Source organism: Bifidobacterium lemurum, assembly GCF_014898175.1.
Classification (GTDB): Bacteria; Actinomycetota; Actinomycetes; order Actinomycetales; family Bifidobacteriaceae; genus Bifidobacterium; species Bifidobacterium lemurum.
In genome coordinates, this window is sequence record NZ_CP062948.1 from 844,706 (window position 1) to 865,659 (window position 20,954).

The 20,954-nt window shown below is 55.5% G+C and carries 16 protein-coding genes; 6 read left to right on the forward strand and 10 right to left on the reverse strand.

Going from position 1 to position 20,954, the window contains the following annotated elements:
• Positions 1 to 4: 4 nt before the first annotated feature.
• Together BL8807_RS03230 and BL8807_RS03235 are read right to left on the reverse strand one after the other, a co-directional pair.
• Positions 5 to 928 carry a carbohydrate ABC transporter permease gene (locus tag BL8807_RS03230; RefSeq protein WP_072724534.1) on the reverse strand — a complete coding sequence of 308 codons (924 nt, stop codon included), beginning with the start codon at positions 926 to 928 and terminating at the stop codon, positions 5 to 7.
• A gap of 31 nt (positions 929 to 959) precedes the next feature.
• A complete protein-coding gene (locus BL8807_RS03235; RefSeq protein WP_226847452.1) occupies positions 960 to 2,012 on the reverse strand; it encodes an ABC transporter permease in 1,053 nt (350 codons plus the stop codon).
• A gap of 465 nt (positions 2,013 to 2,477) precedes the next feature.
• On the opposite strand from BL8807_RS03235, the gene BL8807_RS03240 reads away from it, so the two are divergent.
• Positions 2,478 to 3,125 carry a YesL family protein gene (locus tag BL8807_RS03240; RefSeq protein WP_072724536.1) on the forward strand — a complete coding sequence of 216 codons (648 nt, stop codon included), beginning with the start codon at positions 2,478 to 2,480 and terminating at the stop codon, positions 3,123 to 3,125.
• A gap of 252 nt (positions 3,126 to 3,377) precedes the next feature.
• Here the strand turns inward: BL8807_RS03240 and yicI are convergent, their stop codons facing one another.
• The 5 genes from yicI to BL8807_RS03265 form a co-directional block, all read right to left on the reverse strand.
• Positions 3,378 to 5,792 (reverse strand): alpha-xylosidase, encoded by a 2,415-nt coding sequence (yicI, locus tag BL8807_RS03245; RefSeq protein ID WP_193057494.1) that lies wholly within the window; start codon positions 5,790 to 5,792, stop codon positions 3,378 to 3,380.
• Positions 5,793 to 5,880: 88 nt separating this feature from the next.
• Positions 5,881 to 6,765 (reverse strand): carbohydrate ABC transporter permease, encoded by an 885-nt coding sequence (locus tag BL8807_RS03250; protein WP_072724541.1) that lies wholly within the window; start codon positions 6,763 to 6,765, stop codon positions 5,881 to 5,883.
• A 3-nt stretch (positions 6,766 to 6,768) separates the two neighbouring features.
• Positions 6,769 to 7,734: a carbohydrate ABC transporter permease gene (locus BL8807_RS03255; RefSeq protein WP_072724543.1), complete on the reverse strand. Its 966-nt coding sequence runs from the start codon at positions 7,732 to 7,734 to the stop codon at positions 6,769 to 6,771.
• A 122-nt stretch (positions 7,735 to 7,856) separates the two neighbouring features.
• Positions 7,857 to 9,158: an ABC transporter substrate-binding protein gene (locus BL8807_RS03260; RefSeq protein ID WP_072724545.1), complete on the reverse strand. Its 1,302-nt coding sequence runs from the start codon at positions 9,156 to 9,158 to the stop codon at positions 7,857 to 7,859.
• Between the two features lie 341 nt (positions 9,159 to 9,499).
• Complete coding sequence (locus BL8807_RS03265; RefSeq protein WP_072724547.1) at positions 9,500 to 10,516, reverse strand: LacI family DNA-binding transcriptional regulator; 1,017 nt, start codon at positions 10,514 to 10,516, stop codon at positions 9,500 to 9,502.
• A gap of 224 nt (positions 10,517 to 10,740) precedes the next feature.
• Here BL8807_RS03265 and BL8807_RS03270 point away from each other — a divergent pair, with 224 nt between their 5' ends.
• The gene (locus tag BL8807_RS03270) at positions 10,741 to 11,181 is read left to right on the forward strand and encodes a helix-turn-helix domain-containing protein (protein WP_072724555.1); all 441 of its coding nucleotides are present in this window, start codon (positions 10,741 to 10,743) and stop codon (positions 11,179 to 11,181) included.
• A gap of 42 nt (positions 11,182 to 11,223) precedes the next feature.
• A complete protein-coding gene (locus BL8807_RS03275) occupies positions 11,224 to 11,916 on the forward strand; it encodes a PIN domain-containing protein (RefSeq protein WP_072724557.1) in 693 nt (230 codons plus the stop codon).
• Between the two features lie 186 nt (positions 11,917 to 12,102).
• On the opposite strand, the gene BL8807_RS03280 is transcribed toward BL8807_RS03275, so the two are convergent.
• Positions 12,103 to 13,125, reverse strand: coding sequence for a hypothetical protein (locus tag BL8807_RS03280; protein ID WP_072724559.1), 1,023 nt, complete (start codon positions 13,123 to 13,125; stop codon positions 12,103 to 12,105).
• A gap of 288 nt (positions 13,126 to 13,413) precedes the next feature.
• On the opposite strand from BL8807_RS03280, the gene BL8807_RS03285 reads away from it, so the two are divergent.
• Positions 13,414 to 15,024 carry a hypothetical protein gene (locus BL8807_RS03285; RefSeq protein WP_143147961.1) on the forward strand — a complete coding sequence of 537 codons (1,611 nt, stop codon included), beginning with the start codon at positions 13,414 to 13,416 and terminating at the stop codon, positions 15,022 to 15,024.
• Positions 15,025 to 15,046: 22 nt separating this feature from the next.
• On the forward strand, positions 15,047 to 15,643 hold the full coding sequence (locus BL8807_RS03290) for an NUDIX hydrolase (protein WP_072724562.1): 597 nt from the start codon (positions 15,047 to 15,049) through the stop codon (positions 15,641 to 15,643).
• Here the strand turns inward: BL8807_RS03290 and BL8807_RS03295 are convergent, their stop codons facing one another.
• A complete protein-coding gene (locus BL8807_RS03295) occupies positions 15,644 to 16,558 on the reverse strand; it encodes an HAD family hydrolase (RefSeq protein WP_072724563.1) in 915 nt (304 codons plus the stop codon).
• A 147-nt stretch (positions 16,559 to 16,705) separates the two neighbouring features.
• Here BL8807_RS03295 and BL8807_RS03300 point away from each other — a divergent pair, with 147 nt between their 5' ends.
• Positions 16,706 to 18,994 carry an LTA synthase family protein gene (locus BL8807_RS03300; protein ID WP_226847453.1) on the forward strand — a complete coding sequence of 763 codons (2,289 nt, stop codon included), beginning with the start codon at positions 16,706 to 16,708 and terminating at the stop codon, positions 18,992 to 18,994.
• 295 nt (positions 18,995 to 19,289) lie between these two features.
• Here the strand turns inward: BL8807_RS03300 and BL8807_RS03305 are convergent, their stop codons facing one another.
• Positions 19,290 to 20,948, reverse strand: a complete 1,659-nt coding sequence (locus BL8807_RS03305) for a glycosyltransferase family protein (RefSeq protein WP_143147962.1) — start codon at positions 20,946 to 20,948, stop codon at positions 19,290 to 19,292.
• Positions 20,949 to 20,954: the final 6 nt, after the last annotated feature.

Consider the following 20,954-nt stretch of genomic DNA (forward strand, 5'->3'; position numbering starts at 1 on the left):
GGGATCAGCCCTTGACCGCGCCGAGCATCATGCCCTTGACGAAGAAGCGCTGGAAGAACGGATAGACGAACATAATCGGCAGCACCACAATGACGGAGACCGTCATGCGCACGGCGGTCGGGGTCGCGGCGGTGGCCAGCATCGCGGCGTTCACCGTGCCCGAGGCCTTCACACTGTTGGCGATGGAGCTTGCCTGATTGATGTAGGTGTACAGCAGATACTGCAGAGAGTAGAGCTTGGAGTCCGTCATGTAGATCAGCGTGTCCTGGAAGGAGTTCCACTGACCGACGGCGGAGAAGATGGCCACGGTCGCCAGGATCGGGGTGCACATCGGCAGCACGATCCTGCCGAACACGGTCAGGGTGTTGGCGCCGTCCACTTCGGCGGCCTCCTGCAGCGAGGCCGGGATGGACTCGATGTAGGTCTTGACCAGGATGATGTTGAACGGCTGCACCACCGCGGGAAGCACGTAGACCCAGAAGTTGTTGGTCAGACCGAGGTTCTTCATGGTGATGAACATCGGGATCAGACCGGCGTTGAAGTACATGGTGATGACCACGAAGCGGTACCAGAACGAACGGTGCCACATCTTCTGCTGGGTGAACATGAAGCCCAGATAGGCGCTGGCCATGACGGTGAGCGCGGTGCCGATCACGGTACGGGCCACGGAGATCCACGCCGCCGTGGCCATGCCGTCGAGCCCGAGCACGGTTTTGTAGTTCTCCAGATGGAAGCCCTGGATCCACAAGGTCACCTCGCCCGCCGCGGCCGCCGAGTTGTCGGAGAGCGAGTTGATGATCAGGTAGTAGAACGGATACGTGCAGATCAGCGCGAACAGCGACAGGAAGATGATGTTGAAGATGTTGTAGACGCGCTCGCCAGGGGTGCGGCGCATCGCCGGAGAGACGCTCTGCTTGACTCTTGCCATGATGAATGCTCCTTGAATCTTTCCCGGTCGATCAGACGATGCCCACGCCGCGCGTGCGCTTGGACAGCCAGTTGACGATCAGCAGCAGCGCCACGGAGACGAGCGATTTGAGCATGGAGATCGCGGTGCCGAGCGACAGGCTGTTCTGACCCATGCCGACGTTGTAGACGTAGAGGTCCAGCACCTGGATCCACTTGGTGTTGAATGCGTTCTGGAACACGAAGTACTGGTCCATGCCGTTGTTCAGGAAGTTGGAGATCGACAGCATGAGCAGCACGAAGTAGGTGGGCATCAGCTGCGGGATCGTCACGTGGATGATCTGCTGGAAGCGGTTCGCGCCGTCGACCTGGGCGGCCTCGTACAGTTCCGGATCGATGCCCGCGATGCCCGCGAGGTACATGATGGAGCCCCAGCCGAGACCCTTCCACAGGCCCCACAACAGCATCTTCAGCCAAGTGTGGTCGGCGGAGTCGAGGAACTTGATCGGCTCGGTGATCAGATGCAGGTTCTGCAGCAGATCGTTGACCATGCCGGTGGAGGAGAACATCGCGAAGGCGATGGAATACACCAGAACCCAGGAGATGAAGTTCGGCAGGGTGGTCAGCGTCTGGATGATGTTCTTGAACCACTTGGCACGGATCTCGTTGAGCGCGATGGCGAAGATCACCGGCAGGAACGAGGTCAGGATGTTCAGGCCGGACATGGCGAAGGTGTTGAGCATCACCTGTCCGATGGTCTGAAGCTGGGCTTTGTTCTGCACCATCATCTCGAACCACTGCAGGCCGACGAATTCGCTTTCGGACAGCGGTATCGGCGGTTGGTAGTCGAAGAACGCGTAGACCCAGCCGAACAGCGGCAGATAGCTGAACAGGACGACCATGACCAGCAGCGGCGCCACCAGCAGGAACAGTCTGAATCCATGCTTCTTGTTGTAGTTGTTCGCCTCGGCCATCTTCCTGGCCTTGCGCGCGGCGCGGCGATCGGTAGGACCTGAGGCAGGCGCGGAATTCGCCTCCCCCACCACACTGGCGCCGCCGTTCGCGTTCAGCGAGGCCTCGCCGTTCATGGTTGGCACAGTCTGCATTTTGTCTCCTTTGAAGCAATGCAGGGTGAGGCCAAGCAGCAGGCACGACTCTATGCGCCTCCCGGCTCTCACCACCGTTATTTAGGAGTTTATAAATAAGATATTACGTTTGTCAAATCGACTAACCATGTCGCGTCGCCGCCTCCCCGCCCACGGCGACGACGGACTCAAGGCGAAACCCTCCCGAGACACCCCGTGACGACCGCGTGCGAACGCGCCGAATAACCGGAAACTCTTATTACAGCCACGCGGAAAGGCGCGCAAATACGCCATTTTCACAGGCAACACCCCTTCACTTCACAACCCTTTCGTTCCACGAAGCATTCGCGCGCCAACGGAAGCGCCGCATGGGAAAAGTCCGCCGATGGCGCTCGCCCGTTGGACAATGCAGTACTTTATTTATATACTTATAGATAAGAGATGACCAATTGGTGGCAATCCACAGCGCAGTGAAGGAACGAACCGATGCGATTTAATATCAACGCCCCGTTCTGGCAGTTTATGAACACCCTGGTACGGTTCACCGCTTTGAATCTCGTGTTTCTTCTGACCACCATCCCCATGGTGACCATCGGACCCGCGCTTGCGGCCTTGTACAGCACGCTGTTCGCCTACAACGACCATGATGACATTCGTCTGGTGCGGGAGTATCTGAAGCGCTTCAAACGCGAATTCAAACACGGCCTGATCTCAGGACTTCTTCTGTTCCTTCTCGCCGCCGCGATCGTTTTCGGACTCGCCTTCTGGAACGCATGGGATTCCAACGCCGCATACGGACCATTGATCCTGCTGATCATCGCCGCCATCGTCGTCGTGCTGATCGCGGAATACCTGTTCCCCCTGCAGGCGCGCTTCGCGAACCCCCTCAAACGCCAATGGCAGCTTGCCGCGATGTTCCCATGGAGGGCGTTCCCCTGCTCGCTGGCGTTGCTGGGCGTTGACACGTTCGCCCTCGCCCTCGCGTATTTCGTGCCTTTCATACGAGTTCTGGCGATTCTTTTCGGTTTCGCATGGGTGGCCTACGCCAAATCCCTGCTCCTGCTCTGGGGATTCAAGCGCTACGGCGGCCTCGGAGCCGTCGAGCAGCCCACCTTCGTCAACGCCCACGACTGATCCGAAACCCCGGATAAGGCCGCGGCGCACAGTCCCGCCCGCAAAATGGAAAACCCGGACGGACCGGACCGGCCTCGCGGACGCGAACTCCGCACAAACATGAGGGGACGATCCCCAAAGACGGCTCCCCGCCGCCTCCCATAAAGCCCACTATCATACAGGAAGGTCCCGTATCCGTCGGATGTGACGGACACGGGACCTTCTTTCGTCATGTCTCCTATCCGATGGGTCGGATAGGAGACATGCCACGCGTCAGAGGCGCGCGACCCCTCCGGTGGAGGCGACGGCCTCGCCCATGCCGAGGGCCGCGGAGAACTCGCGTCCGTCGGAGCTGGACACTTCCACGCCGCCATCGACCTTGCGTGCGGTGAAGGTCACCGAGGAACCATCGACTTCGGTGACGACGGCCTCGCCGGCCTCGACCTGATCGAGGAACACACGGACCAGCGCGTCCTTGCCGTACTCGTAGTCGGGGGGTTCCGCGCCCGGCTTGGTGACGAGCACGCTGCCGTCACGCACCCACAGCGGGATGGTGTCGTAGCCGTGGGTTTCGGTGCGCCACTGGCCGTTGACCACCCGCACGGTCTCGCCGGTGAACCAGTTGGTCCAAGTGCCGGCGGGCAGATAGTAGTTGACCTCGCCCGAGTAGGTGAACACGGGGGCCACGAGCAGGTCGGGGCCGAACATGTACTGGCGGTCGAGCGGGCGCGCGGTCGGATCGTCCGGGAATTCCAGGAACATCGAGCGCATGACCGGGGTGCCGTTGATATGCGGGGCCAGACCGGTCTGGTAGACGTACGGCATCAGGCTCAGCTTGAGCTTGGTGAACGTGCGGGCCACGTCGACCGCGCTCTGGCCGGGCGCGTTGACCACGCCGTTCTTCTCGTCCTCCTCGTCGAACAGCCACGGCACACGGTACACGGTGGAGCCGTGCATGCGCGAGTGGGAGCCGAGCAGACCGAAGGCGACCCAGCGCTTGTAGACGGCCGGATCGGGGAACGCGCCCTCGAAGCCGCCGATGTCGTGGCTCCAGAAGCCGAAGCCGGAGCTCGTCAGCGACAGGCCGGCGCGCAGGGTCTGCGCCATGCCGTTGAACGTGGACTCGCAGTCGCCGCCCCAATGCACGGGCTGCGTCTGGCCGCCGACGGTGGCCGAACGGGCGAACAGGCAGGCCTGTCCCTTGCCGTAGGTCTCCTCGATGGCCTCGAAGACGGCCTGGTTGTAGAGCTGGGTGTACCAGTTGTGCATCGACAGCTTCGGGGAGCCGTCGAACCACACCACATCGCGCGGGATGCGCTCGCCGAAGTCCGTCTTGATGGCGTCGACGCCCTGCGCGAGCAGGCCCTTGACCTTGTTCTTGAACCATTCGCGGGCGTCCGGATTGGTGAAGTCGACCAATCCCATGCCGGCCTGCCAGAAGTCGGTCTGCCGGACCTCGCCGTTGGCCTTCTTGACGAGATAGCCGTTGGCCTTGCCCTCGGCGAACATGGATCCGCGCTGGCCGATATACGGGTTGATCCACGCGCAGATGTGCAGGCCCTTGTCCTCATGCAGACGCTTGAGGGTGGATTCGATATCGCCGAAGAAGCGCTTGTCCCACTCGAAGTCGGTCCAGTGGAATTCACGCATCCAATAGCAGTCGTAGTGGAAGGCGCTTAGGGGGATGTCACGCTCGGCCATGCCGTCGATGAAGGAGTTGATCGTGTCCTCATCGTACTTGGTGGTGAACGAGGTGGTCAGCCACAGACCGTAGGTCCACGCCGGCACGTTGGCCGGGCGGCCCACGAGCGCGGTGTAGCGCTCGAGGATCTGCTTGGGGGTGGGACCGTAGATCACGCAGAAGTCGATCGTCTCGCCCGGCACGGAGAACTGCACGGCCTCGGTGTTCTCAGATCCGACCTCGAAGGAGACGTGGCCGCGGTTGTTGACGAGCACGCCGTAGCCGCGCGAGGTCATGTAGAACGGGATGTCCTTGTAGCCCTGCTCGGATGCGGTGCCGCCGTCCTCGTTCCAGATGTCGATGACCTGGCCGTTCTTCACGTACGCGCCGAAGCGTTCGCCGAAGCCGAACACCTCCTCGCCCACGCCCAGATGCAGCTGGATCGCGGAGAACACGTCGGATTCGTCGTACGCGGAACCGTCCATGGAGACGCCGAACTCGCCGACCGGCTGCGCGCTGACGGCGGACATCGGGTTGAGCTTGAAGCGGGCGAGCGACTTGCCGGCGGATTCGGTCAGCGTCTTGCCTTCCGCGTCGAGGAACTCGAGGCTCCACGGCGAGCCCTTGGTCACACGCGCGGTCAGACCGCCGGTGGTCAGTTCGACGGTCGCGCCGTCCACGCCGACCTCGCCGTCGCCCTCGCCGTCCGCCTTCACCGACACATAGTCGCGTCCGGCGGTCTCATCGGCGTTCAGCGGGAAGCCGGGATACTCGGTGGCGCCCTGCCAATGCTGGGCGACGACGCGGATCACACCTTCCGCGGGCGAGGTGACGTCCACGTTGAACGTGGGCAGGTTGAGGGTGTCGTAACGGCCGCGCACCTTGCTGGTGGTGGCGAGCACGTTGAGGCTTTCGCCATCCGCGCCGATGCCGAGCTCGTATGCCTCGCGGGCGTACAGCGCGTCGACGCCGTCGCGGATCATCCAGTATCCATTGGTGAACTTCATAAGGTTCGCTCCTGAAAGTAGTGGCCTCGGCGGGAAGAGGAAAACGCCGAGGCCGGGTTTCGATATTGCGTTATTGCGTGCCGTGCGACTACTTGACCGCGCCGGTGGTGATGCCGCGGGACAGCGTGCGCTGGAAAATCAAGTAGAAGATGAGCGTCGGCACCAAGCTGATCAGCGATGCGGCAGCAGTAGTGGTCACGTCCATCAGGCGGTCGCCTGTCAGCGAGCTGACCGCGATCGGCACTGTCTGTGTGGCGTTGTCGATGAGGAACGCCATCGGAATCATGTACTCATTCCATGTCCAGATGAAGAAGAACACGAGCATGACGCTGAGCGTGGGCTTCGAAATCGGGAACACGATGTCTTTGAAAATGCGCCAGCGGCTCGCGCCGTCGATGGTCGCGGCTTCAAGAATGGCCTTCGGGAACGTGCCGTACACCGATGACAACAGGTAGGTACCGAACGCGCTTTGGATGACCGTGAAGATGATGACGATGGACCACTGGGAGTTGTAGAGGCCAATCTCCTTGAACATAATGTACAGCGGGTAGAGCAACGCCTCCTGCGGTATCATGTTAGCCAACATAATCAGCAGCACGATCCAGCGACGGCCTTTGACACGGCCGATGCCGAGCGCGAAGGCGTTGAACATCGACAGGATCACAGCCAGAACGGCCACCAGGCCGGAGGTCCACACGCTGTTCCAGACCTTTTCGGGGAAGTTGACGCGGTCCCAGAATTTGCTCAGACCATCGAGACTGAACTCACTCGGCCAAGACAGCGGTCCGGACGCGTTGTAGTCGGCGGTGGTCTTGAAAGCGTTTAGCAGCAGGACAATGAACGGGAAGAGCATCACCAGGCCGCCCACGATCAGAAGCGCCAGAATCAGCCAATCGCCTGCGGAACGGTTCTTGCGGGCGCGGGGCACGCGTGTTTTCTTGCCGGACTTGGCTTGTATGGTTGCGGTGGTCATGGCTTACTCCTCGTCTTCCTTCTCAACCTTCTGCTGCAGGTTGGTGAACAGGATCGACACGATGACGATCACAACCGTCAGGGCGGTGGCGATCGCGGCGCCGTAGCCCACCTGCTGCGACTGGAAGAACTGCGTGTATGAGTAGTACGACGGCACAATGGTCGACGTGCCGGGGCCGCCCTTGGTGAGCATGTATACGGGACCGAACACCTTCAGAGCGGCGATGGTGCAGGTCAGCGCCACCACGAAAATCTCGGGCTTGATGGCCGGCAGAGTAATCGCGAGGAAGCGCTGCCACCAGTTGGCACCGTCGAGGCTGGCGGCTTCATAGAGTTCGGGGTCCACACGCTGCAGACCGGACATGAAGATGACCAGCGGATAGCCGAGCTGAATCCAAATCATGATGAGCATGAGGAAGATCAGAGCCGTGTCGGGCTTACCGAGCCAGTCATGCTGCAGACCACCCAGACCGATCGCCTCCAGCAGCGCGTTGAGAGCGCCGTTCTCAGGACGGAAGATCCATCCCATGACCAGCGAGGCGACGGCGATGGGCAGCAGCTGCGGGAAGTAGTAGATGGCACGCATCGTTGAAGCGGTTTTCGCGCCGAACTTCTTCTGCACCACATCGAAAATCAGTGAGGCGAGCACCAGACCGATAAGGATGGGGATCACCACCATGGCGATGATCATCCAAATGGAGTTACGGAACGACACCCAGAAGGTCTCGTCCTGGAACAGGCGAATCCAGTTGTCAAGACCGGCCCAAGTGGGAGGCTTGATGCCGCGGTAGTTGGTGAAGCTCAGATAGATGTTCCAAATGGCGGGGATGATGATGATCCACAGCAACATCAGGAAGCCGGGAATCAGATAGAGCCAGAATCGGCTTGATGGACTGCCGGGGATGCGGGACATGCCCTGTTCCCGCACGGCCGCCTGTCCGGATGACTTCGGTGTCTTACGTTTGCTCATGGGGGGGCTTCTTCCTAACAGGTTTGTCAACGTTGACTGAGGCGCGGCGCCGGCCTGGCACTGTGCCATTCGGCCTAGGCGCCGCACATCACGGGGAAGGTGTGTCGGAGACTGGCGTTTGTTTACTTAACGCCGGCCGACTCGACGCCCTTGTTGTAGTTCTCTTCCATCTGAGACAGCACGGTCTCGACGTCGGCGGTGCCATTCACAAGCTCCTGCAGGGAAGCGTTGAGCTCGTCGTAGAAGGTGGAGGTCGGCCAATCCGGGTAGAAGCCGAGGGCATTGTTCTCAAGCACACCATTGAAGGAGGTGATGAGTTCCTTGGTCTTCTCGTCGGTGATGGCATCCGGCTCGGCGGCGATAGGCAGACCGCCGGAGTTGCCCATGAGGTTCTGAATTTCTTCGCTCAGAGTGAAGTCGATGAATTGGGCGGCGGCATCCTTCTTCGTGGAGTTCTCAGGAATCACCCAGATGTTGCCGGAGGAACCGACCACCTTTTCGGTTTCGGGGAAGAGCGAGAAGGTCCAGTTGGTGTCAGCCATGTCGGTCTGGAAACGGCCGAACCACCAAGTGCCGGAGAAGAACATCGGATAGCTACCCTTGATGAAGTTCTGGCCGGCATCCTCAGCCTTCAGACCGGTGGAATCCTGGGAGATGTAGCCCTTTTCGACCCAGTCCTGAATGGTTTCGGTGGCGTAGGTGAAGGCCTCGTCGCTCCAATCGACGTCGCCCTCGTACATCTCGTACGCCTGAATCAGCTCGTCATCGGCCTTCTGCAGCACGAGCTGCCACCACAGGTGCTGCAGCGGATACTCGGCCACACCTTCGGAGAGCGGGGTCACGCCGTTGTCGACAAACTGCTGCATGGCGTCTTCGAGCTCGTCCATGGTAGTCGGGATTTCGATGCCGTACTGGTCGAACATGTCCTGGTTGTAGTACATCACGATGTCTTCGCCGTAGTTGGTGATGCCATACCAGTCGCCGGAGCCCATGATGCCTTTTTCGTTGTACTTGCCAGTGTCGGCGAGGGATCCGGTAATCTTCTCGTCCCAGCCGTACTGGGAGACGTAGTCGTTCAGGTTGGTCAGCAAGCCCTGGCTGGCGAGCAGACCGGCGGTGGCGTTGCCCTTGTTGTATTCCATAACGTCAGGGGCGTCATCGGAATTAAGCACCTGGCTGGCGTTCTGGCGAATCTGCTCGAAGGACTTCTTCTCGAATTCGACCTTGATGCCGGTCTCTTCTTCAAACAGCTCCATCGCCTTTTGCCATGCGATGCCCTGAGCGCCGTTGTCTTCCTCGTAGTGCCAGATCTTGATGGAGGTGGGATTCTCTTCCTGCGCGGTTTCACCGCTGCCGCAACCGGCAAAGCCGATCATCGTGGCCACGGCAAGACCGGCGGCAATGAACTTACGTGATGACTTCATCGTTTCTCCTTGATTCGGCGCCTTTACTGATAAGAAGGCCCCTCGAATCGTTTCGAACGACCTCTTGATTAGATAATAAAACGAATGAACCAACAAACAAAATCATTTCGATTGATTTCGACAATCAATTCGACGAATTTCGACTGTGAGCGCTCACACGCTGATCAGGGGATCCGACATCCGTCAAGCCATCCAGAATGACGACGACCGCCCGCGCGCATGCCTCCGCAACCGGCACCCGCGCCAGCCACACAGTGCAGCAACCGACGTACCGCGACAGCCGACGCGCCATGACGAGGCCACCATGCCGCCGCATGCGCGCCGGCCGCCTGTCGAACCGATCAGTTTCCACGCAGTCCCATCGTGCCGCGCGCGAGGTACTCCGGAGACATCAGCTCCACATACCCAACGTCCCGACGATGCCCTTCCAGCACTTCCATCAGCAGGTCGACCGCACGGGAACACACCTGGGAAGGCTGCATCGGCATCTCATCCACCGGACGCGTCGACTGCGCCGTGCCATACGTGCACGCCCCCATCAACGAGATGTCCTGCGGCACACGCAATCCGCGATCCTGCAAGGCGACCTGAAGATTCTGGATATGCGCGGAGTTCGTCTGGCAGATGATCATGCTCAGGTCGGGCTCCTCGCTGAACGCCTCGTCCAGCAACAGCTTGACGTCGGCCATGCCGTAGCCCGTCGACGACTTGAACATCACCGACACCCCCAGATCGGCCCCACGCTTAACCGCGGCGTCACGACATCTCACCAGGTAGTTCGAGCCGTCCTCATAGGCGAAGCCTGTGGACCCGACCATCAATATCTTTCTATGACCCAAGGCGTACGCCTTCTCGATCACCTCGCGCCCCATCCGCTCAAAATCCAGATCGACCGAGTAAACGCCGTCGGAATTGCTGGGATATCCCACCGCGACCGTCGGCACGTCCAAGGTCTTCGCCACCTCGGCGCGGGAGTCGACCATCAGCACATCCAACAGCAGGATGCCGTCCACCATGCCGCTGGACACCACACGGGTCAGTTCCTGGTCGCCATACTCGTGCATCAGCAGCAGGATGTCGTAGCCGTAGCGCTTGGCCCGCGTGGCCAGCGCGAAAAAGAACAGAGCATAGTTCGAATAATCGGTGTAGTCGTGGATCGGCGAGCTCAACGCCAACACCTTGGTCGGCTCACCGCGCAGAGTGCGCGCGTTCAGCGACGGCGTATACCCCAACTCACGCGCCGCCTGCATCACACGCTCCTTGGTTGCGGCCTTGATGGACCGCTTGCCGCTCATCACATACGACACCGTGCTGATGGACACGCCCGCGCGCGCCGCCACGTCTTTGATTCCAGCCATATCCATCGCCTCCCAACCTCGCTGGACCTTCGTCTATCGAAACGTTTCTCTAATCGTAAACATCCGTCAAGACCTGCATGTCCCGATGGTTCAACACGCCGACGAGCTGTTTCCGGCTCCGGTTTGGTTACACTTGCAAGTGGAACTTGTTTTCACTTGCAAGTGTAACCAAACCGGAGCCGGCCGCGGCGTAGCCGACTCCATAAAAAGAAAGGGGAACGGCTATGGAACTTCTATCCAAAGATCGAGAACTCACCGTTCTCGTTGATTCAGATACTCAATGCAACGTCGCATCCGTCGTGAACGACGTGCAGGACATGCGTGCGCAAATAGCTTTGGTGGCCAACGGACATCGCGTGGAGCTCCCTAAAGACGTTTCCAATATCGTCATGAACGTGTTGGAAAGCCTGGCGAAAGGGTCTCGCGTGGTGATTTCCACCACTCCGCAAGAGCTTCGCACCACTGCGGCTGCTGAAATGCTTGGAATCTCCCGCCCCACTTTATTAAAGCTGGTGCAAGATGGGCGCATCCCAGCTTACAAAGTCGGATCCCATCATCGTTTCGCCCTTAATGACATACTCGAATTCCGCACTCAACAACAGCGCTCCAAACGTGAGGCTTTCCTGCGCATGCGTGATGAATTCGAGGATTTAGGACTGGAGTAGGAGTACTCTTTTCCTAGTCACTAAAATGCGAAAGGAGCCAGGGTGCGGGTCTTTGTGGATGCCAACATCTTGTATTCCAAGACGATTCGCGACTGGCTCTTCGCTTTCAGCACATGCGATATTAAACCCTTCGACCTCTATTCCAGCGAAGACGTTTTCGCTGAGACCGTGTACCACTTGAGACGGAACAATCCGACGATATCCGGAGATAGAGTGGCAGCGGCGTTGAGCCAGATGAGAGAGCTCGTGACAATTGTTCCCTCTTATAACTGCGAGGAGGAGCAATCACGGTATCTCGGAGCCGATGCCAATGATCTGCATCTTCACGCGGCGACCGTAGCCAGCGATTGTGACGTGCTCCTCACCAACGACAGCAAGATATACGCAAACCTCAACGAAGACGAACGCTCACAACTCCCCTATTCCATATACACCGCCGACGAGTTCTTCGTCGCGCTTGCCGAGACTTCGGCCGTTCTACTCGACCAAGCGGTGACTTGTGAATTGAACTACTGGAGCCGTCGGTTCGCAGATGGCGTCACCGACTTGGAAACGCCTTTGCTCAATGCAGGATGTGCAAACTTCGCATTTCTGACCAAACGAGCACTCATGCGCAAAAGCGGCCTCAGCCCTATACGAATCAACGATATGCTGCCACTCGACGAACGCTACTCAAAAGAGCTTCGAGCTAATGCTGTCGCAGACCTAGAGCTTATGTCTGACGACTTCTGCTAGCTCCAGAACGCTAAACGCACACCTGAAATGTGCGCGCAGACCGATATATCGTATGCTACGCCATCGCATACGATATATCGGTCTGACATGACGAGTCATCCAGCACGGCAGCCGAAGACAAAGGCCAGTATATGGATTACAGGTAAACAGTCAACTGGCGAATCGTCCGCGACCAGTTCACACCATTTACGCCTCTATACACAAGTCACGCCATCGCGTAAGGATATCAGCGGTCGCCGATGCTCGATCTTTAAGGTCGCTCAACGAATACGGAGCGGATTTCACCCCGAACGCCCAATCTTGAAACCCTTTAATAAGATACCTTTTATCAAAAATGTATTGGTTCACAAGTTCAGTCATATTCGGGATACTCTTACGCCGAGTGCCAACCTTGTTCCGAAAACCGAATTCCGGGTAAACGTCCTTCTCGCCTGGCCGCAATATCTTGCCGTCCAGCTCTTTCAACTTCACGATCCACAATGGCTCTACACCCATAGAAGGCGCGGGAAAATCCTCTTCGCCCACTATCTCGATTCCAATAAAAGTTTGCAGACGAACATCTTCAAGTGCACCTAAATATCCTCGTCCACGAACTTGGATATTCCCTCGCAAGTGACGCTCAAGCCCATTTTCAAACGTGATGCGTTCGTTCGTTTCAAAGTCAATATGCGGCATGCCCGAACCATATCTGCTATGTGACACTTTCCATACGACTGAATCCATCTTGTCTTGCAGTCTGACAATCTCATCGCTGAACACCCGCTCTATACTTCGCTTTGTCGCGGGAATCTTCTCGATATCCCATTGCGTCACACGAGAGTTATCGAAGCATGAGATTGCCTCACACCAAGTGACTACACCGTCAACTTGTTTCAGATAATCCTCCGCATCCCGCTTTTCCAACACAAGTAGTATGAGAGCATCGACATGTTCGCGTTCCCGCTCCAACTGGTTTGAATCGATGCTATGGTCGCATTTTGCTTCGATGCCCACTTTCAAGACTTCTTCTTGCTTACGGAAAGTAAGCACCATATCAATACGCTTTTCTTCACAGGACACGGACGTGATATCCCCAAGTTCCAAGGAAGGCAAACGCTCTTTAAGCAACGCGACAATCCTATCCGGCTGATGGCGTATTTCCGCAGCCAGCGCACGAATCAGTTCAGGCTCGGTCGTGAACAACAATGAATATTGAAGTTCCTGCGTCATATGCGAGACCTCCTTGCCTTTCACGCATTCCCAGAGCTAACGGCTCCATACCATGCAACCCGAATCAGGGCGGCAGCACGATTCCGCAGCGATTCAATCATAAACATGACGTCCCACAACTATGCTTGCTGCTGCCTCCCTGCGCCTAATCTTGGAAATTAGCCAGCTTACGCCAACGAACGCCCCTCGACTTACAGGCGCTACCATACGCAGCAAGACACCAAGGCGCAGGCGTCACCTTCATGGCCATTGAGTCGCGGCCGTCTGGGTAAGGCTTACACTGAGTTCATGAGACTTTGGAATCGTTCAAAGACGCACGCCACGCAGGGCACCCGCCTTCGTAGCACGATGATCACGAATTTCGATTCCACAGAGCAGAAGAAGCGGTGGCTCGAACTTACCAAGCCGACCAGCTCCAATGATGAGATCCCCGACATCAGTGACATGTGGATACGCAACAGCACGTGCCGTCCGTGCGAACGTCTGCTGAACGATCGTACGGAAATCGCGACATATTTCGCCGGCATCATCCGTACCGCATTCATGTATTGCAGGAAGATCATGCTCAGCGACGCCCAACTGTTCGACGGATTGTTCTTCCTAGCGCTTGGCCCCACCACGGTCAACGGCATTCTCGGCAAATCATATAAGGACGGCCCCGTCATCATCGTTTCCGGCCGTCAAAACACACTGGAGGAGTGCCTGAAGGCGTTCACCATCTCAACCGTGGGAGCCGTGCAAGACGCCGCATCGCATGCGGACGAGTCCATCCGCCCATCCAGCACCTATTGCGCAGGAACCGCCTCCCAGCACACGATTCGACCGTTGGAATACTGCGCGTTCGACCATACGGTCACCCGAGCCGAAGCTTTGGGTTTAAGCAAATCCTTCTATGACACTCTGGACGACCGACTGGCCCATGTTGGAGAGAACGGACTGACGATGTCGACCGTGATCGCCCAGACTTACGCGGCGGCGCTGCATCCTGACGGCGACGAGCAGGAATATTACCGTTTTCTCGCACAGCGCTGGCAGGAGTGGATCGATGCGGAGAAGCAGGGCTTGATTCTCTACGAGAACCAGAACGATGAGCGCGTCCGGCAACGCGCGAACAGTGACGGGTTCACTCCTTGGTTCGAACGCTATGCACAGCAGTACGCGCCTATGCTGGCTAAGCGATACCACTTGGATTCCAAGACTTCCGGCACGCAATGCTCGATCTTCACCGCCGCGCTGACAGCCATTTCGTCAATGCCCAAGCGCAGCGACGCTTTTATGTGCATCAACCGGACTAAGCTTCCCGAGCATTGCGTGGCAGATGCCGGCCAAGCGCCTTTATCGAAGACGATGTTGCGAGACTGGTATCAGTTCGTCTATCAACGCGCGCTCGCGCGACATCTCGGCGCATATCTCATCGCTGTGGATGCCCCTCCGAACTCTTTCGAGCAAATCGCCGGGTCAGCCGGCAAAACAGACGGATCGTCACTGATGCTGGCTGGAGTTATCACCAAACAGCTTGGCGACATGCCATTTAATCGATTCTCCACGTTCTGTTACGAAAGCCGCTCCACCATTGAACGCTGGCGCCGGTGCGATCCCAGCACACCAAAGCGCGAACAACGCCTCAGCACCAGAAATGTGGCATACTCCGTACAGCAAGCCTCCGAAGAACGCAGCCTTATGGACGATGGCAAGAACATACTGTTCGGCGCTGGACTCGCCGCCCTTTTGGCGTTGCTCACCGCGCTCTCCGACAATGTGTGGCTGAACGGCAACGCGCCGATATGGCTTATTGTGTTTGTGGCATGGCTGCTCGGCATGGTTCCCAATTTCGTCGATGTTCTGAAATGGATTCGAGGAGTGCGCTCTTCGTCGAAGACCGTGGTATATCTGGCATGAGACGCCAGACTGAGGAGAGCATATGAACATGACCAGCCAGCAGGAACCCGCACCTCCGCTGACCGTTACCGGCGAACGTGTGGTGTATCAGGACCAAGGTCCGGCACGTTTCGCTGTGACGCAAGCCGATGCCGTAGTGAACGCCACCGGCGAACGCCTCACCTTGCATTACGCTTCGGTGAAGGATGCCCGCACGGGAGCGGTATGCATCGCGGTCAGAAACGGCGAGATACTGCTGGCACGTCATTGGCGCGCGACCACGGGTGATTTCGAGTGGGAGTTCCCTCGCGGTATGGGCGAAACCGGCGAACAGCCCGAAACAACCGCCGCGCGTGAATTGCAGGAAGAGACCGGAATCTTAGCGAACTTGGATCATGTGCGCATTCTGAATATCATTCATGCGGATACGGGAGTGTTGAAAGACTCCATTGCCGTGGCGGAAATCGCGGTCGATGATCTCACGCTTGACGATGGCTCCTCTTCGGATTGGGAGTTGACCAATCTCACTTGGCTGTCTCCCGATGAAATCAGCAAGCTGATTCGCCGTGGCGAGATTCGCGATGGCATCACCTTGGCAGGTTTCGCGTTGTGGATGGCGCAGCATGAAGCCGCCGACTGATTAGACCAAATGTTTTGGCGCGCCTTGAACCGACGAGGCCACCTTCGCCTTTTCTTGGTCGACGATGCGTTTCGCAAGTTCTTCAATCTTATGTTTAATCCACATATTCGCCGTAGTTCCTTCTCGATAATCCGCTTCGGCATACATGTCTATGCGTCCGCTTTCACGCATTTGTTCCACTTGGGCGAAGGCTTTGTCGTCCTTTTTCGGATATACGGCGAAAGTGGATCCACCGTAACGGTTCACAACTGAAAAAGCGGGAATGTCACTCGGTCCATCCGCGATGTAAATCATGTTCTCGAACCGAACCCTACGCATTGATTCCGGCATCTTCGCATTTACATCAATACCGGACTCAACAGGTACGCCTTTGTTGATTTCGAACAAAGCCCTCGTCTTCGAGGTGTTGTCGATGGTATAGCCCAGCTCACTGATTACACGAGTCCCATCCTCATTTTTCTTTTCGATGAGTTCGCATCCCCAAATGCCGCGCACATACTGGGCTACGATTGAACCTTTAATCACAGGTGCCATTCCAGTGCTCACGATGTAATGCTCAACTTTGATGTCACGCTCGGAGAACGCTTCGTTACCTTCAACCAGCTGAGTCGTCTCCTTGAAGATGTCAGGCACGCCTGGATAGAATTTCAGTTTCGACCCAAAGTCTTTGAGTTGTTCGTTGTTCAGACCTTGAAACCTGCCTCCAGATTGCGCTTCTTTAATGAACTGGTTGAGATAAATTGTGTCGCTGTTCACGCGCACGTCTTGTTCACGCATATACTTCTCGGGCAGAGCATTAACTTCATGCCAGAAAGTCTGGGCATCGACATCATACGCTTCAAAAATGGGGTCCTGCATATATCCGTCGACGAGCGTTTTATCGAAATCCCATACCACTGCGATGATGTTTGCCATACTCCTCCTTAAGGACCGTTTTCATCCTAACTCTTTTGCGTGCCGAAGACCGGCAACTTGAGACCACAGTAAGTTGACCTCGCCAAATGCACCGTACCAGTGCCAGTCAGCAATCCCAGATTGTTCAGTTACAATGCATTACCTGTAGTGTCGAAGAAGAAAAGTGAAGGCGCAATGAATAGCAGCAGTAGGGCATCAGAAGCACCACAAGACACCAGCCGATATAACACCAGCTATATTGACTATCTCACCGCGGAGGGGCTCAAGAAGAACGCTTCTGACAAGAAGGAGCGCACCCGGGAAGAACGCGAAGCCGATGAAGGTATTCGCCAGTCTGGGCGACTTCGTCGCATCTGGCACGGTGTTCGTCTTATCTGGGGCAAGCGGCCACAATTGTCGTTCGCCCTCTATGCGATTGTTTTCACACTGGTCACTGCCACAGCTGTGGTGTTCCTGCAGGCAAGCATGTACACCGAACCGCAGTACGATGACCCCGACGCAGTGGATGACACGACCAAGATCCTCAACAGCGTTGCGGGTCGTGTCACGCAATTCATTAGTCAGATATGGCTGGAACAGAAATATCAGGCATTGCTCAATTTTATTGTGCTTGGCGTGATCTATTTGGCACTGATCCTTCTTATGAATCGATTCTGGATTCCAACGGCGATATTCGGCTCCGTGATAACGGCCTTCTCCGTCGCCAACTATTTCAAAGTGCAGCTTCGCAGCGAGCCCATCATTCTCGCGGATTTGAACTTCGTCGCAGGAGGCAATTCCACCGAAATCATGTCATTCATACCAGAAGACGGAATGGGGCTTGTGAAGACGGCGACTACAGGTTTGATTTGGTTCGCCTGCATTTGCTTTGCCTTGCAGATTCTTGACCGCAGAGGTCCGCTGATTCCTGTGACCTGGCGCCCCAGCCGTTTCGTCAGTTTCAAGAACATCACGCTGGTTCTCACGCGTATTCTCGCCGCCGCCCTCACATGCGTGTTGGTGTTTTCATTTACGTGGAACTTGGGAACCACCAACTCGTGGTCATATCGATTCGCTCAATCATTCGGAGACTCCCCCGAAATGTGGAATGCACTGGGAGACGCAAGCAATAACGGCCCAGCGCTCACCTTCCTGCGTCTTGCTCATGCCAAAGTCATGGACGAACCGGAAGGATACAGCGAAGAAACCATGCGAGAAATAGCTGAACGATATTCAACCGAAGCTAGTACCATCAATGCCTCACGAGCCAATAACCTTACGGACAGCACAGTCATCATGGTGCTGTCGGAAACGTTTTCCGACCCGCTACGAGTTCCGGGGATTTCCTTCGATATCGATCCCATGCCGAATATCCGACAGCTTAAAGAAGTCACCACTTCGGGCCTGATGCTTTCTCCTGGATATGGTGGGGGCACGGCGAATATCGAATATCAGGCACTGACCGGCTTGAACCTAAGTAATTTTGACGCAAGTTTATCCGTGCCGTACCAACAGCTAGTGCCTAGCCAGACAAATCCGTACGCGTTCAACCAAATCTGGAATGACGCATATGGTGAAGACGCTTCAATCGCCTTTCATCCTTTCAACAAGAACATGTATTTCAGAGGCACCAACTATTCTCGGTTCAACTTCTCAAAGTTCATGACGATTGACAGCGATCCGCCTATCGAGCATCAGGATGTAATCGGCAGCGCATGGTATATCAGCGATGAGTCTTCATATCAAAATGTGCTTGACGAACTGAACAGCGATGCTCACGAATCTCCGCAGTTCATTCAACTGGTAACCATGCAAAATCATATGCCCTACAACGATTTCTATGAAGACAATGAATTCAAAAACGTCGACACTTCTTCCCTAGGCGACGAGGAACGAGTTTCTGTTGAAACCTACGTCAAGGGCATCAGCATCACCGATCAGGTCACCACTGAGTTTTTGAATCAGCTCAATCAAATCAACGAACCAATCACTGTCATCTTCTACGGCGACCATCTGCCAGGCATCTATTCCACCGCGGCAGAGAATCCCGACAATGCAGTGGTTTTGCACGAGACCGACTATTTCATATGGTCGAATCAGGCTTCAACCTCAAACTCGACCAAACTTGCCGCCGAGTCCTCCGCATTCACTTCATCCAACTATTTCATGTCATCAGCAGCGGAGCATATGAATGCCAAAGTCTCGCCCTATCTCGCAATGCTTTCTAGACTGCATCAGGAAATCCCTGCCATGAGTCGCGCCGTTACCCAATCTGAAGACAATGAAGAAGATGATGCCGTCACTTATCTGGATGCGTACGGGAACCTAATGGATCCCGATAATCTATCAGAGAACGCACAGCGTCTACTCGAGGACTATCGATTAGTGCAATACGACATGACCGTTGGAAGAAATTATCTCGCAGAGACCAACTTCACCACAGTGCCTGCATCATAACTATCACTGGTGATAGGTTCCGCGGGCAATGTCCAGATTCCTGCGCACTTTCTAATTTTAGCTTCCAGAAGAAGACATGGCCCGCGCCAAGGTAGATTCAGCCGCTGAACACAGAAACCGCGATTGGCAAGGGCCTAGACCTCAACCAAGGAATCACACACAGAACACGAGTACGTCCACCTTGGCACCTCACAAAGAAGACAAAACCAAAGTGCGCAGGAAACCGGACATTATCCCGTGGCCATGGTCATGGTGAAATACAATTCCACCACCCAGATAACGTCGCATCCTACTATCAAGAAGATAGGCACTGACTGAAATCTTTTTTAATGTATTTCGTAATCAGTGCGCTCCATCCCAAAGAGGAGAGACAGATGTAGGTAGGCATAAATTGGATAATATACTTTGATCGTCCCGATTCGAAAAGCATCAAGAAAGCCAATGATCCAATAATTGCAATACTTAACCACCACATGACATTCTCTTTGTGCTTTGCAAGGAACAAAGTCGAAGAACGATGATCCTGAATTCGTTGCAGCCCCATCGACAAAGACAAGAACAAGATGCCCATAATCATTAATATGTATGAGAGCTGCTGAATTGTACTAATTATACCGTATCTGACTCGCTCCGTATCATACAAACTGCGTATAAAACGAGCGAGACGTGTTTTTTGGAAGTCAGACAGAAATCCCTGATCCGCTTGTTCATCATATATATATAGAGCATCCCAGTGCCCGAAGGAAAATGTTCCGTCTTCTAGCGTGTTGCGCGCCTTTTGTAGAACGAACTGCGCATAGCCGATTACACCATAATCAGACAAACGCTGTTTAATAAGCTGTATGCTATACGCGTTCTTCTCATCTTTGCTGGCCAGCTTGGATGTATTCACACGGTCTTCAAGGCTGAAGCCACCTCGATCGCGCATTCCCATAGCCATAAAATGCGACATCGGATAGGATTGGGAAGGATCATAGTTGAGCTGCATCTGCTGGTTGATGGCTAGCCCAAAAATCGAGGCCGCACATGCCATTCCTAAGGCAAGTGCTAATACCGCGGGAAGAGCTTTTGTCAGTAGAGCTTTCCCCCAACAGATAACGCACCAGACGAGAACAAAAGCTATAGTGACAATAATACTAGAAGGTTTCATCTGGTAACCCAGATATGTCAGCAAACCGAAGCTGATGAATAAAGCATAGAACTGCCAACAACGCCAGTTTTGGTATACGTTATCTTCGGCGTCTCGCGGAAATAGCACAACGATGGCACAATATATTGCCCCCATCGTCAAAGGAAGCGTAAGTAAATCGGTATAGACTATAATGATGTGCCCGGTAAGTCCGAAAGTGCCGATAAACAGTAGAAAAGCTATATCCGCAACTCTATTCGAGATGCGTTTCAAAATACGTGGCATTAATGCAATACTGATGTCAACGCAAGCAATACTAAGTAATTGCATTATTAAAGTGGGAGAATTACTGGGCCATGTAGAGGGGATAATCTGCATGACAACCCAGTAAATATAGGTGATTAGAACATTATTCGGACATCGAGATAAATAATCAGAGAATACGTGAGGATTAGATGCTGTTTGACGGATGGATTCTTGATCAGCGCCCATCGTGACACTACCGAAGGAAGCCCAGGTCAATAACTGCCATGCCACCATCAAGGAGAAAACAACCCACTTATGATGCCGGAGAAAACGTAACAAGCGTCGCACAAAGTATCGCACAGAAGAGGAGAAAACCACGACAATAATCGCTAGAATTATTGCAAAGACTGGCAGTGTGAGATTGTTGTTGGTGGAGGGGAACACCACAGCACAGTAAAGCCACCACAAAGTTACTGTTGCGAGGAGTACATAGACAATGATTTCTAAAGACGAAATGATTCGTCGACTCATCGGCTGCGCCATATGAGAACGTTCTTGATTAGTCTGATATCTTGTCATGATAAG